A 12,792-nucleotide genomic window follows, 5' to 3' on the forward strand; every position below is an offset into this window, starting at 1 on the left:
TTCTTCATTCGCTTTTATAAGTATGCAGGGCATGTTTTCTGCCCCAATTTTAACCGATAGGATAATACCAGACCATAAAAAGCAAACCAGTCATTATTAATTAGTACTGATCTGCCAGAAGTTACATTACTATAGCCATCCAACTTGTCGTTAAACGTTTTGGATAGCTGAACCTCTACCCCCATTGTTAAACGGGGAGATGCTGCAATCTTAATTCCTGCACCAAATGGTATTGCGGGAATGATGCTATCATCATAAAAGTAGCATCCTATTCCAACGAGCAAATATGGTGAAAAAAAATCATCCTTCACCCTTAATGGATTAAAAGGGATGAAGTTTACCTCATATTTTACATCAACATTAATATATTGTCGGCTAAACTCAATTTCGGGAGGAATTCTAGGAAGGAAGCTACCAATGTTTTTTGAACTTCCTGAAAGCATGCCGGCTCCGACAGAAAGACGGATGCTATTATAGTCGTCAAAAAGCCTACGGTAAAAAGCCCCACCACAAAAAGACGGAGACTTAAATATGTTTATATGATTAAAATCGCCTAAATAAGCACTCGCTCCTCCTTGTAGTCCAATTTCATGCACCTCCTGTCCCCGCATCTGTTTGACATACAGAACAAGAAAGAAGATCATAAAAAGAATCCTAAAACAGCGAATAGCCTTCATTATCGTCTATAAGAGCGTGACTTTCTCCAATTTGTTTTCTGGTAGCCTAATTGGTAAACCAGCCCAGCGCTTATGGACAAGTAGGCATCTTTACTCTTCGAATATAACTCGTTACTATAGCCATCGAGATAATCGGTCAGGGTAAAAACATAGTTTGTTTCTAAAAAAAGCCTTATATCTCTTGCTATAGGCAGCGTACTTCCTATACCAACCGGAAAAACAGGCGTTGCAGTTTTACCTCCTTCGTACCCAACAAGTGAAGCGTTGCTGAGTTTTTCATTAGGAGATAGGGCATAAATACAGGCTCCGACACCTGCTTGAATGTATAGAGATGGGTAAACATTTTTATTCCAGCCTTGCCGACGGAGAGAAGATCGATAGAAAAACGGCTCCTTTTCTGTCACTATATAGTACACACCTATTGCCGATACATCTAAAATGAAAGAAGAAAAACTATAGCCCCTACCCTCATTTCGCGATCCCTTATCGGTACCAGCAAGAAGCCCCACAATGCCGTTTAGTTTAAAAGAAACTCTAGGATTTATATTATACTTGTAGTATCCCTCAAGCCCAGGCCTTTTAGACATTTGTGCAATTTCCGAAATACTTTTAGGACCCGCATTTTCAGCCCCTCCAATATCTGTATACGCTGTTAGCATTGACAAACCGAGCCCAAATTCGCTAACCGTTTTTTGGTTAACTTGAGAATAACCTGGCCAGGCAATCGAGACTAACAGCAATATAACAATCAGCGAATTCCTCATTAAATCAAAATTACCAATACTACGTTAAGCAAATCTATCATAAAAAAACAAAACTACACATTTAACTTTAATAAAATACTAGTTTCTTTTATCAAGCCCCCAGAGCAGCTTACTCCTCAAGTTAACACAGAAGTTTGCCCCCGGAAACTTTATAAATTTTATTTGTGCCTTTGATTTTTTGAGCCTTAGCGATGTTCCACTTGGTATGGTGAACCTATGATTATCCATAGACCAAATGGCATACCCTGTTCTCGATTCGACCTCTAGCTGCAGTATTGATGTGTCAGGAACAACTAGCGGTCTCATATTAAGGTTATGAGGAGCTATTGGAGATATTACAAATACATCAGAATGAGGGTCAACTATTGGGCCACCTATACTCAACGAATAGGCCGTAGATCCTGTTGGTGTAGCCACTATAACGCCATCAGCCCAATAAGTTCCCAGAAATTCGCCATTAATATACGCATGAATGGTTATCATAGATGCATCCTGCTTTTGCACGGTTGCCTCATTTAGAGCAGAAGGGAAAGATGGCAATAGGCCATCGGTTTCTACCTCTATCATTGAACGAGATTCTATGGAAAAAGTCTTATCCAACAAGGATTGTACTGCTTCATCAACATCATCAAGCGAAGTGAACGTTAAGAAGCCCAACCTGCCGACATTTACCCCCCAAATAGGAATATTGGTATCGCGAACTAGCGAAACGCAATCGAGTAGCGTTCCATCTCCGCCAATACTTACAAGCACGTCTACCTCCGGGAAGTCATCGGCTCCACAATAGGTTCGATCTGCTGTAAATTCAAGTTCTGGAAGTGTTTCAAGGAATCCTTGCGAGATATGTAGCGTCGAAATGGCATTAAGCTTAGAAAGGAACAAGAGAACATCCCCTATTCGTGAGCAGCTAACAAGTGGACGTCCATAAACAGCTATACGAATCTTGCTTTCCATTTTCCAAGGCTATAGGTTTAGTAGCTTCATGAGTAGATCGTAACGCTCGTCCAACAATTCGTCCATGTCATTATTCGCATTGTAAACGCCTACCACGTTGTAGCTATATCTGTTAAAAGTTTGAATAATCGACGTAATATCAGCAGTATTTACCTTTATGGTTAGCTCCACCATTGTTGTGTCCGGAATATTCGTAAGGTGCGAAAATAGAATTTTTGCCTCATTAGATTCTACCACCTGTGCAACGTGCGCTAAGGAGTAGTCTTTAATTCCCATTTGGAGAACAATTATTCCTCCTTGATTTTCGAGCGAGGAATTCTCGGTAAATTTTACGATTAGCTCCGATACCGATATTGCTCCCAGATATTCCTTTTCGGCGTTTACTACGGGTATAACCGACAAGTTTAGCCGTGAAGCCATCGAAAGCACATCAAAAATTGGAACATTATCCTCTATAAAGCCACCTCCATCGTTTAGCCTATAATCGCCTATAAGCACCTCGGGATCATTCATGTCGAGTATGTCCGATTCGGAAATTAAGCCGACAAGCCTACGACTATCGTCTACCACCGGCAGGTGCGATACTTTAAAAACCTCCATTAGCGTAAGGGCTTTGCCTCCTGTGTCAGTAATTTTTAACGCAGGAATCATATCAGACATCAAATCGGCAGACAACTTCATCAAGATTTCTCCTAAATTTGCATTACTACTAATAAAATCGTTATAGCGATGACTAAGCTTAGTGTAAATATAAATAAAATTGCCACAATTCGAAACGCACGTGGCGGTAATACGCCAAATGTTGTGGAAGCGGCTATTAACTGCGAGAGATTCGGAGCACAGGGTATTACCGTACACCCTCGCCCTGACGAAAGACATATCCGCTACCAGGATGTACGTGATCTTAAAAAGGTGGTAACAACCGAGTTCAACATAGAGGGCTACCCTTGTAAGGAGTTTATCGACCTTGTACTAGAGGTTGTTCCTGCACAGGTGACGCTTGTTCCAGACCCTCCTACCGCCATTACATCAAACGCGGGTTGGGACACGAAAGCCAACAAGGCATTCCTTGCTGATGTTATAAAAACGTTTCAGCAGAAAGGCATTAGGGTCTCCATTTTTGTTGATCCATCAGTAGAAATGGTGCAGCACGCTTTAGAGACCGGCACAAACCGCATTGAGCTCTACACCGAGCCCTACGCAAGCCTATATCCAATGGATAGAGAGCGAGCCATCAAGCCTTTTATTGAGGCTGCGAAAGAAGCGAACAAGCTAGGACTAGGGCTAAATGCAGGGCACGACCTTAGCCTCGAAAACTTGGCATACTTCTACAAGAACATCCCCGGACTTGATGAGGTATCCATTGGGCACGCGCTCATCTCCGATGCGCTATACCTGGGCTTGGAGGAAACCATAAAGCGCTACCTCAACCAGCTTAAGTAACATGAAACTTTTCTATCGGCATTTTGGCAACGGATGGCCTCTTATTATTGTACATGGCCTATACGGATCGTCTGACAATTGGCTGTCGGTTGCCAAAAGGCTCGAGACACATTTCAGCATTTACTTGATAGACCTAAGAAATCACGGTCATTCGCCCCACTCCTCCATCCATAGCTACGAAGCAATGGCGCTTGACCTAAGCGAGTTCATTGAGGATAAACACATAGAAAAGCCAATACTTATTGGCCATTCTATGGGAGGCAAAGTCGTAATGCAGTACGGCTTAATGTTTCCCAACAGGGTACAACGGGTGGTGGTGGTTGACATTTCACCCCTTAGCAACAGTCACAATCAGCACAAGCAACATATCATAGAAGAGCATAAGAGCATTATTTCAACACTTAAGGGCCTCCCCATAGAATCAGTCAACAGCTACGTCGAGGCTGACATTATGCTTAAAAAGCATATCGATTCTGAAAGACTCCGAGGATTTCTTTTAAAGAATCTTGGCAGACAAGGAAAAGGCTTTCGCTGGAAGTTCAACTTAACGGTTATCGCAGAACAACTAGAGAGCATCATGCAAGGGTTTGAAATCAACAATCCTAAACACGTAAACCAAAACAGTTTCCCTATACTATTTATTAAAGGTAAAGAGTCTGATTACATAGATGACGACGACATTAAAGCCATCCACCAATTCTACCCTGAATTCAAAATGGTTGGAATTGATAATGCCGGACATTGGGTTCATGCCGAACAGCAAGATCGTTTTATAAATGAGCTAATACAATTTTGTTCAATCGAAGCACATCTCTCCTAGGGCACCACCTCTACCATTTCTTGGGTTAAAACATCTTCGCCTTTATAACGCTGCATAATCTGCGCTACGGCAACCACATCCTTCTCGCAGTACGCTGCAATCCGTTTTATATCCTTTTCTTTATAGTATACCTCTGCCACCATACTCCCGTCTATATCGTCCTTAGGCGTTGGGATGTTTAGGATGGTGGTAAGCAGATGCAGCGAGGTGTAGTGCTTGTAATCGCCGAACTTCCACAACTCGAGCGTATCCAGAAATGGCACCTCCCAAGGCTTTTTCCCGGCAACATCAAGAATAGACGGAAGTTCTAAGCCGTTAACAATCATCCGCCTGGCAACATACGGAAAGTCGAATTCCTTACCGTTATGGGCGCAGATGTAGGTATTTTTTTTCGATGTAAATTGGCTTAAAGCCTTTGCAAATCCTTTCAGAATTTCAACCTCATCATCACTAGCAAAAGACTTAACCCGAAAAGACATTTTTTCATCCTTTTCAACAAACGCCCCCATTGAAATACAGACGATTTGACCAAACTCGGCATATATTCCAGCACGCGGATATAGTTCTTCAGGCGTTTGCGAATCTTTTGCCAGCGAGCCAGCCTTTTTATCCCAGAGTTCCCGTAAAACATCGGGCATTGCCCCGTAGCTTTCGAACAGCGGAACGGTTTCGATATCCACAAAGATGACATTCTTCAGGTTGATGTGCTTCAGCATGGTTACTGTTCTTGATGGTCTCGAAGGCTTTTTTCTATAAAAATCTTTAGGACATTAATGCCAACCTCATTATTTCCTCCTTGAGGAATAATAATATCGGCATATCGCTTTGTTGGCTCAATAAACTGGAGGTGCATAGGTTTAACGGTTTGGTCGTACCTATCGAGCACCTTGCTAACCGATCTACCTCGTTCTACAATATCGCGGGTAATTACACGGCTCAACCGATCATCGGCATCAGCATCTACAAAAACCTTTATGTCCATTAGGTCTCGCAGTTCCTCGCAGGTAAAAATGAGAATGCCTTCGACTATAACAATATGGCGAGGTTCTATAGGAATTGTTTCTTCGGCACGCGTACAGGTAAGGTACGAGTATATCGGTTGTTTTACGGTGATTCCAGCCTTCAACTTTTTGATATGGTCAACGAGCAGCTCAAACTCTATCGATTCGGGATGGTCGAAGTTCATCTCCAGCCGTTCCTCCAACGGCAAATGGCTGCTATCCTTGTAGTATGAATCTTGAGGGATAACAATCACCTCCCCATCAGGAAGCAAATCCACGATTTTCCGAACAACGGTAGTTTTTCCGGATCCTGTTCCTCCGGCAATTCCTATAACTAGCATGCGTACTTTTTTGGAATAAAAATAGAAAGATATTGTAAAAAAGCATCACATTTTAAGACACAATTGCCTTTTAAAGTTTACCTCTTACGCTAACTTCGCGGAAAATTAATCTAGTAAGCAAATGGCAAACCTTTACCCACTAAAATTTGACCCCATACTTAAAGAAAGGATTTGGGGAGGAAATAAGCTTAACACCGTTCTTGGAAAGAAGCTCCCTGCTAACAAAAAAATTGGAGAAAGCTGGGAGCTATCGGCAGTAGAAGGCGACATATCGGTTGTGTCGAACGGCTTCCTAAAGGGCAACGACCTGCAAGAGCTTATTGAAATTTACATGGGCGATCTGGTTGGCGAAAAGGTGTACGAAAAATACGGAGACGAATTCCCGCTTCTTATTAAGCTTATCGATGCGTCCGACGACCTGTCAATTCAGGTTCATCCAAACGACGAGCTTGCCCAAAAGCGGCACGATTCCTTCGGAAAAACCGAGATGTGGTACGTTATTGGCCACGACAAGGATGCCAAAATATATGTTGGATTCAATCAACCTGTTGATAAAGATACGTACGTTAAGCACCTCAACGATGGAAAGCTTACCGATTTGCTCAACGTAGAAACCTCGGCTAAAGGCGACACCTTCTTTATCCCATCGGGCCGAATACACGCCATTGGAAAAGGAAACCTACTTGCCGAGATACAGCAAACCTCCAACATCACCTACCGCATGTACGACTGGGATCGCGTTGACGACAACGGTCAGCCACGCGAGCTGCACACCGAGCTCGCTGTTGACGCCATCGACTACAGCTTTCAACCAAAGTATAAGACAGATTACGAAGCAAAAGAAAATCAGTCGAACACGCTGGTAGAATGCCCCTACTTTACCACCAACCTAATAAAGCTAAACAAGGGGAAAGGTCTCGAAACCGACTATGCCATGCTCGACTCCTTCGTTATTTACATAGTGCTGCAAGGTGACGTTGAGCTTAGCTTTAAAGATGGCGTAGAATCGGCAAAAGCCGGAGACACGCTGCTGCTACCTGCAACAATGGAGCAGGTGACCGTATCAGCGAAAAGCGATACCGAAATTTTAGAAGTATACGTAAAGCTATAAAAGGTAGGCAAGAGGAGAAGCAGGCTCCTCTTGCCTATTTTTCTTCGCTAAATGCAACATTCACTTCCTACAACAGGAAAAAAATTATCTTTTTTTTACTATACTTGCTCTCTGTTAAAAAACAAAGATTTTAAACCGATCGGGTTCTAAAGGGAATTCAAACTATGAAACACCTACTTGTTACAACTCTTGCATTCTTATGCATTGTGCCTTGCTTTGGACAAATGATCGATCCTCTTGACGAGTCTAAGACTCGTGAGAAGAATCAGGCAAATAAGATATACAAGGCTATACAATGGAGCTACAAGTACGAGAATGGCAAACCATCACCAAACGGAAGCATTAGCGTTGTCACGGTTTACGACAAGCAGGGCTACCCCATTGAGGTTACCAACTACAACTCCGGCAAAATATCTACCGTCCAAAAGTACTCCTACGACCTGAAGGGCAACAAGTCGGAGTACACCAACTTTGATGCCGACAAGAATAAGAAGATATACTCGGTATCCTTTGCCTACAACGCGCAAGGCCTACTAACCCGCGAAGATGGCTTCGATGGGCTATCACCATACCACATTGAGTACAGTTACGACTCTACCAACCAAATTACCAAGATCGTTAAGTTAGATGCTAATAAGGCTGTAGAAGAGCAATGGGACTACTCCTACGCTGATACAGTAAGCCAAATATGCATCACAAAAAAGGGCAGGCTCACCTACAAACAACGAATCACCAAGAACGCGAAAGGGCAAAAACTTGAGGAGGTAAAGTTTGACGCCAACGGGAAAGAGCTAAAGAAGACCACCTACAACTACTCCTCGAACGGGCAAATCGACAAGCGCGACGAGTACGTTGGGGGCAACAAGCGCTACACCCACCATTACATCTACGATGGCGACAACAAGCTTGTGCAGGTCATTCAGAAAGAGCCTACAGGAAAAGAATTCCCCTACAGCACCTACAAGTACGACTCTAAAGGCAACCTACTACAGGAGCAATGGAGCGAAAATAAGGGTGCCGAGTACTCGAAAAAGGAGTCAACCTACGACCAAAAGGATATCCTAAAGGAAGTAGACACCTACTACGCTCCATACGAGTACCAGGTTCTGTACAAGTACACCTACGAGTTCTACCAGTAATACAACAACCAATGAGCTTAGACAAAAGCGTGCTTATTGCACAAAAAGAAGAAATTACAGGATATACCATATACAACAAGCTGGCTAAAGCCGAAAAAGATCCTCACAACGCACAGATATTTCGCGACATTGCAGAGCAGGAACTAAAGCACTACCAGATGCTCAGGGAGATCTCCAAAGTTGATGTAAAACCTAGCCAATGGAGCATCTTTAAAAGCTACTATGTTGCCCGAATACTTGGCGTAACCTTTGGCGTTAAGTTGATGGAGAAGAACGAGCAAAAAGCCCAAAAGGCTTACGACGAGCTCGAGCAGCACTACGCTTTCGTTGCCCAAATCCGCGAGGACGAGGAGAAGCACGAAAAGCAGCTCATCGAAATGATCAACGAGGAAAAGCTTAAGTACGTTGGATCTATCGTTCTTGGTCTAAACGATGCCCTTGTTGAGCTTACCGGTGCCCTTGCGGGATTAACCTTTGCGCTACAGAACAGCCGACTAACGGCCCTTGCAGGTTTGGTTACCGGCATTGCAGCCACCTTCTCGATGGCCGCATCATCGTACCTATCGTCGAAGGCCGATGGCGAAGAGGATGCGCTAAAATCGGCCAGTTACACTGGCATTGCCTACCTGGTTACCGTAGCGCTACTGGTAGCGCCTTACCTACTGCTCGAAAGCGGACTAATGGCCCTTGGCTGCATGATTGCCATCGCCATTTTTATCATCTTCATCTTTAACTACTACATTTCGATTGCGAAGGATCTCAACTTTAAGAGGCGCTTCATGGAGATGGCCATCATCAGCATTTCGGTTGCCGGATTCTCGTTCCTCCTCGGATTTGTGCTTAAGCAGTTCCTTGGGGTCGACGCCTAAACGGCCACATACCTTATAAAATATAAGCGCGTGCTACTCAGAGTAGCACGCGCTTATATTTTTGCCGCTTACTTCAATAAAAGTGCGGCCAAACACCAACTAGTAGTACTTTTTACAGAGTAAAAAGTAAGTTCCACAAAGCGGATTACGCCTTTCGCATACCGACCAGAAACTTCCCCCCTTCGATAAATGAATTCTGCAAATCAACTAGCAATTTTCACGAACCGTTTAATGATTTTCGCAAAGCACCCTAACACTTTCGTATACCTGTCGCCAACTTTAGCAAAGCAGCCACAAATTTTCACCTACCGAAAAGCAACTTTCACAGAGCAAACAACGATTTTCGAGCATCAACTTGTACATTTTACCCTACCACCATTGCTGTAGAACTATGGCTTAATCCTCCTTAAACGAGAATTCTCCCCTTTCGAACTGGCCAAACTTCTTGGCTAGGTAACCCACCATTTTGGCGATTTCGGCAAACGAATCGGCGGTTTGCTGCGATATTTCCTTTTTCTGCATGCCCATGAGCAGCTTAGAGTAGAGCGCGTAGAAGCAGTACTCCATATCGTTGGCCAGCTGCTGTGGCACCTTTTCTCGGAAGGATACAATAGCCGGTGTGGCGTTAAAGGCCAGCATGCGGTAGGTATCCTGGTCGGGTTCCTTCAGCAGGCGTTGGTGGAAGTCGTGCAGCTCGCCGATTAGGTATAGGGTGATGAATGGGAAACCGCCCTGCTCCTTCCCCTCCTCGTGGATAATCCGGCAGTAGTCGCGGTACCACTGCAGCTCGGCTTCTGCTTCCGTTTCGGGCAGCTTCAGCGGATCGACCAGCAGCTCGCGGATGCGGCTCTCGTCGAACTTAACCGTGCGCAGCAGATCGGTAAGCTGCCACATAAAGAGGATGTACTCGGCCACATTCTCCTTGCGCTTTTGCGATGATAGCTTCATACGTCGGAGCCCTCCTCGCCCCAGTAGTAGTTCTCCATTAGATCGTCGATATCGCGGCGCTCCTTTTTGGTAGGTCGCCCGGTACCACGATCGCGCTGCACAAAGATTATTGTCTTATTCATCTTCAGTTTTTCCAGTTCCTCCTCCGGCGTAAGGTTTTCGGCGTAGAGGTACACGTTCTTTGCCGGCTGTCGGTTGGCAATAAGCGCCAGCACCTTAAAGGTGTACATCACCGGCATCTTCTTAACGGTGACGATATCGTTCACCTTCACATCGCGCGAGGCCTTAGCCAGCGCCCCGTTAAGGGTAACACGCCCCAGCTTGCAGGCATCGGCCGCATCGGTGCGCGTTTTAAAGGCGCGAATAGACCATAGCCACTTGTCGATTCGTACAGAGGTTACTTCTGCCATATCGGCTACTTTTTATTGTAAAAGTTCATGGTACGCGCTATGCCAATGGTGCCAAAGCCCTTGATGGCCTCGATGCTATGCTCGATGAGCGCCGGAAGGAGCTTCTCCTCCTCCTCGGTCCAGCGGCCTAGCACGTAGTCCACCTGCTTTCCCTTGGCAAACGTATCGCCAATGCCGAAGCGTAGGCGGGCATAGCTCTGCGTACCCAGTATCTCGTTAATGTGCTTTAGCCCGTTATGGCCGCCATCGCTTCCCTTTTCGCGGATGCGGATGGAGCCTATGGGCAGCGCAATATCATCAACAATAACAAACACGTTTTCGAGCGGAATCTTCTCGGCCTGCATCCAGTAGCTCACGGCCTTTCCGCTTAGGTTCATATAGGTCGATGGCTTTAGCAGGATAAAGGTACGCCCCTTATGCTTTGCCTCGGCCACATCGCCGTATCGCTTGGTGGAAAAGGTTGCCTCGGCCGCCTTGGCAAAGGCATCCACCACCTTAAATCCTATGTTATGGCGGGTATTTACGTACTCATCGCCAATATTCCCTAGGCCAACAATTAGGTACTTCAACGCAATAACAGTTTATACTATAGAAGAAAGGCGTTAGGGGATAATACTCCTAACGCCTTGTATCGAATAGCGGTTAATTACTATTTCTTCTTCTTACCAGCTTGTTGAGCAGCAAGAGCAGCAGCTGCTGCAGCACCACGAGCGGCACGAGTCATCTTAACAGCACATACTACGGTGCTCTTTGGGTTAAGAATGGTTACGTTAGGAAACTCGAGTTCTCCAACCATGATAGTCTTACCAAGACCAAGGGTGGTGATGTCGATATCAAGCGTATCAGGAAGATCCTTAATAAGAGCCGAAACCTTTAGCTTACGAGATGAAAGCTGAAGTTTACCCCCTTGCTTAACACCATCTGAGCTACCGTTAAGCTTAACAGGAACTTCGATTACAACTGGTTTATCCTCGGTTACACGGTAGAAGTCGATGTGAAGAACCTCATCGGTAACTGGATGGAACTGCACCTCACGGATAACAGCCTTCTCGCTCTTACCATCGATGTTTAGGTCGATAATGTAAGCGTTTGGAGTGTAAAGGATATCCTTAAGATCCTTCTCAACTACGGTAAAGTTAACGTTTCCGCCATTACCGTAAAGGTTGCAAGGAGTAAGCTCGCTACGGCGAATATCCTTAGCACCTTTCTTTCCTAGGTCGCTACGTAGAGCGCCTTTAAGTTCGATGTTTTGCATTTTGTTTTTGTTTTTGTGTTACTCAGAGCCTAACTCGGCTCCCCATCACACCTTCAACCAAATGAGAAGGCTGATATTTTGAGATCGCAAATATAGTAAATTCTACTGAATGAACGTAGAGCTAATCGACCTATAGTTGTACACCTTATCGATTACATCGGCAAAGTGGTCGGCTACGGTTAGCACCTTAATCTTCGAGGTGTCAACATCAGCACGAAGCGGAATGGTATCGGTAACGCAAACCTCAACCAGCGCCGACTTGTTGATGCGGTCGTAGGCTGGGCCCGACAGTACCGGGTGGGTTACCACCGCACGTACGCTCTTAGCGCCCATCTCCATCATCATATCGGCAGCCATGGTGATGGTACCTGCCGTATCGATCATATCATCGAAAATGATAACGTTCTTACCCTTAACATCGCCGATGGCGGTCATGTGCCCTACCACGTTTGCCTTTTCGCGCTGCTTGTGGCAGATTACCATCGAGGCATCGAGGAATCGCGAGTAGGCATGCGCACGCTTCGCACCACCCATATCAGGAGCTGCAACAGCAAGGTTGTCGAGGTTTAACGACTTTAGGTAAGGAACAAATATTGAGCTTGCATAAAGATGATCAACAGGGACGTCGAAGAAGCCCTGAATTTGATCGGCATGCAAGTCCATGGTCATAATACGATCGACACCCGATGCGCAAAGAAGGTTGGCTACCAGCTTAGCACCAATCGAAACGCGAGGCTTATCCTTACGATCCTGACGAGCCCAACCGAAGTAAGGCATTACCGCCACTACGCGGTGTGCCGAGGCACGCTTTGCAGCGTCAATCATCAGAAACAGCTCAAATAAGTTGTCGGTTGGCGGAAAGGTAGATTGAATGATGAATACAGTACATCCTCTGACGCTCTCGTCGAGGGATGGTTGGAATTCGCCATCGCTAAAGTCGGTGACGGTAGATTTTCCCAGCTCTATTCCGAAGCTTTTGGCAATCTTTTCGGCTAGATAACGTGAGTTTCTTCCGGCGAAGAACTTAATCGTATGCTTTTGGGCCATTGGAGGGGTTAAT

At 45.1% G+C, this 12,792-nt stretch carries 16 protein-coding genes; 5 read left to right on the top strand and 11 right to left on the bottom strand.

Translation table 11 applies throughout. The annotated features are described in order from the left end of the window. Positions 1-14 precede the first annotated feature (14 nt). The 4 genes from porG to CLV25_RS00800 form a co-directional block, all read right to left on the bottom strand. Positions 15-677, bottom strand: a complete 663-nt coding sequence (gene porG, locus CLV25_RS00785; RefSeq protein WP_165876947.1) for a type IX secretion system protein PorG — start codon at positions 675-677, stop codon at positions 15-17. Then, positions 677-1,441 (bottom strand): hypothetical protein, encoded by a 765-nt coding sequence (locus tag CLV25_RS00790; protein ID WP_131837730.1) that lies wholly within the window; start codon positions 1,439-1,441, stop codon positions 677-679. Before CLV25_RS00790 ends, porG begins: the two co-directional genes overlap by 1 nt. Before the next feature lie 78 nt (positions 1,442-1,519). Continuing rightward, positions 1,520-2,395, bottom strand: a complete 876-nt coding sequence (locus CLV25_RS00795; protein ID WP_131837731.1) for an NAD(+)/NADH kinase — start codon at positions 2,393-2,395, stop codon at positions 1,520-1,522. 9 nt (positions 2,396-2,404) lie between these two features. Continuing rightward, on the bottom strand, positions 2,405-3,076 hold the full coding sequence (locus CLV25_RS00800) for a CBS domain-containing protein (RefSeq protein ID WP_131837732.1): 672 nt from the start codon (positions 3,074-3,076) through the stop codon (positions 2,405-2,407). 48 nt (positions 3,077-3,124) lie between these two features. Here CLV25_RS00800 and CLV25_RS00805 point away from each other — a divergent pair, with 48 nt between their 5' ends. Next, positions 3,125-3,838: a pyridoxine 5'-phosphate synthase gene (locus CLV25_RS00805; RefSeq protein WP_131837733.1), complete on the top strand. Its 714-nt coding sequence runs from the start codon at positions 3,125-3,127 to the stop codon at positions 3,836-3,838. A 1-nt stretch (position 3,839) separates the two neighbouring features. After that, positions 3,840-4,658, top strand: a complete 819-nt coding sequence (locus CLV25_RS00810) for an alpha/beta fold hydrolase (protein WP_131837734.1) — start codon at positions 3,840-3,842, stop codon at positions 4,656-4,658. Here the strand turns inward: CLV25_RS00810 and CLV25_RS00815 are convergent. Then, a complete protein-coding gene (locus tag CLV25_RS00815; protein WP_131837735.1) occupies positions 4,655-5,374 on the bottom strand; it encodes a 3'-5' exonuclease in 720 nt (239 codons plus the stop codon). The two genes, CLV25_RS00810 and CLV25_RS00815, sit on opposite strands and share 4 nt — an antisense overlap. Before the next feature lie 2 nt (positions 5,375-5,376). Next, positions 5,377-6,000 (bottom strand): uridine kinase, encoded by a 624-nt coding sequence (gene udk, locus CLV25_RS00820; protein WP_131837736.1) that lies wholly within the window; start codon positions 5,998-6,000, stop codon positions 5,377-5,379. Between the two features lie 121 nt (positions 6,001-6,121). Between udk and CLV25_RS00825 the strand changes: the two genes are divergently transcribed. From CLV25_RS00825 to CLV25_RS00835, 3 genes are all read left to right on the top strand, one after another. Beyond that, on the top strand, positions 6,122-7,111 hold the full coding sequence (locus CLV25_RS00825) for a type I phosphomannose isomerase catalytic subunit (protein WP_131837737.1): 990 nt from the start codon (positions 6,122-6,124) through the stop codon (positions 7,109-7,111). A 164-nt stretch (positions 7,112-7,275) separates the two neighbouring features. Then, complete coding sequence (locus CLV25_RS00830; RefSeq protein ID WP_131837738.1) at positions 7,276-8,250, top strand: hypothetical protein; 975 nt, start codon at positions 7,276-7,278, stop codon at positions 8,248-8,250. A gap of 11 nt (positions 8,251-8,261) precedes the next feature. Further along, positions 8,262-9,119, top strand: a complete 858-nt coding sequence (locus CLV25_RS00835; protein ID WP_131837739.1) for a VIT1/CCC1 transporter family protein — start codon at positions 8,262-8,264, stop codon at positions 9,117-9,119. Between the two features lie 396 nt (positions 9,120-9,515). Here CLV25_RS00835 and CLV25_RS00840 read toward each other — a convergent pair whose 3' ends face one another. From CLV25_RS00840 to CLV25_RS00860, 5 genes are all read right to left on the bottom strand, one after another. Next, positions 9,516-10,067 carry a DUF4924 family protein gene (locus CLV25_RS00840; RefSeq protein ID WP_131837740.1) on the bottom strand — a complete coding sequence of 184 codons (552 nt, stop codon included), beginning with the start codon at positions 10,065-10,067 and terminating at the stop codon, positions 9,516-9,518. Continuing rightward, positions 10,064-10,477, bottom strand: coding sequence for an RNA-binding S4 domain-containing protein (locus tag CLV25_RS00845; protein ID WP_131837741.1), 414 nt, complete (start codon positions 10,475-10,477; stop codon positions 10,064-10,066). The genes CLV25_RS00840 and CLV25_RS00845 overlap by 4 nt, the downstream gene beginning before the upstream one ends. Positions 10,478-10,482: 5 nt before the next feature. Continuing rightward, a complete protein-coding gene (pth, locus tag CLV25_RS00850) occupies positions 10,483-11,046 on the bottom strand; it encodes an aminoacyl-tRNA hydrolase (protein WP_131837742.1) in 564 nt (187 codons plus the stop codon). 80 nt (positions 11,047-11,126) lie between these two features. Next, positions 11,127-11,732 carry a 50S ribosomal protein L25/general stress protein Ctc gene (locus CLV25_RS00855; RefSeq protein ID WP_131837743.1) on the bottom strand — a complete coding sequence of 202 codons (606 nt, stop codon included), beginning with the start codon at positions 11,730-11,732 and terminating at the stop codon, positions 11,127-11,129. A gap of 102 nt (positions 11,733-11,834) precedes the next feature. After that, positions 11,835-12,779: a ribose-phosphate pyrophosphokinase gene (locus tag CLV25_RS00860; protein WP_131837744.1), complete on the bottom strand. Its 945-nt coding sequence runs from the start codon at positions 12,777-12,779 to the stop codon at positions 11,835-11,837. Positions 12,780-12,792 lie beyond the last annotated feature (13 nt).

Source organism: Acetobacteroides hydrogenigenes (assembly GCF_004340205.1).
In the GTDB taxonomy this organism is placed as follows: domain Bacteria; phylum Bacteroidota; class Bacteroidia; order Bacteroidales; family ZOR0009; genus Acetobacteroides; species Acetobacteroides hydrogenigenes.

Excerpts from the sequence above, each read along its gene's own strand:
- CLV25_RS00845 (WP_131837741.1), bottom strand. The coding sequence starts at position 10,477 with ATGGCAGAAGTAACCTCTGTACGAATCGACAAGTGGCTATGGTCTATT.
- CLV25_RS00835 (WP_131837739.1), top strand. The coding sequence starts at position 8,262 with ATGAGCTTAGACAAAAGCGTGCTTATTGCACAAAAAGAAGAAATTACA.
- CLV25_RS00830 (WP_131837738.1), top strand. The coding sequence starts at position 7,276 with ATGAAACACCTACTTGTTACAACTCTTGCATTCTTATGCATTGTGCCT.
- CLV25_RS00805 (WP_131837733.1), top strand. The coding sequence starts at position 3,125 with ATGACTAAGCTTAGTGTAAATATAAATAAAATTGCCACAATTCGAAAC.
- CLV25_RS00815 (WP_131837735.1), bottom strand. The coding sequence starts at position 5,374 with ATGCTGAAGCACATCAACCTGAAGAATGTCATCTTTGTGGATATCGAA.
- porG (WP_165876947.1), bottom strand. The coding sequence starts at position 677 with ATGAAGGCTATTCGCTGTTTTAGGATTCTTTTTATGATCTTCTTTCTT.
- CLV25_RS00840 (WP_131837740.1), bottom strand. The coding sequence starts at position 10,067 with ATGAAGCTATCATCGCAAAAGCGCAAGGAGAATGTGGCCGAGTACATC.
- CLV25_RS00800 (WP_131837732.1), bottom strand. The coding sequence starts at position 3,076 with ATGAAGTTGTCTGCCGATTTGATGTCTGATATGATTCCTGCGTTAAAA.
- CLV25_RS00795 (WP_131837731.1), bottom strand. The coding sequence starts at position 2,395 with ATGGAAAGCAAGATTCGTATAGCTGTTTATGGACGTCCACTTGTTAGC.
- CLV25_RS00810 (WP_131837734.1), top strand. The coding sequence starts at position 3,840 with ATGAAACTTTTCTATCGGCATTTTGGCAACGGATGGCCTCTTATTATT.
- CLV25_RS00855 (WP_131837743.1), bottom strand. The coding sequence starts at position 11,732 with ATGCAAAACATCGAACTTAAAGGCGCTCTACGTAGCGACCTAGGAAAG.
- udk (WP_131837736.1), bottom strand. The coding sequence starts at position 6,000 with ATGCTAGTTATAGGAATTGCCGGAGGAACAGGATCCGGAAAAACTACC.
- CLV25_RS00860 (WP_131837744.1), bottom strand. The coding sequence starts at position 12,779 with ATGGCCCAAAAGCATACGATTAAGTTCTTCGCCGGAAGAAACTCACGT.
- CLV25_RS00790 (WP_131837730.1), bottom strand. The coding sequence starts at position 1,441 with ATGAGGAATTCGCTGATTGTTATATTGCTGTTAGTCTCGATTGCCTGG.
- CLV25_RS00825 (WP_131837737.1), top strand. The coding sequence starts at position 6,122 with ATGGCAAACCTTTACCCACTAAAATTTGACCCCATACTTAAAGAAAGG.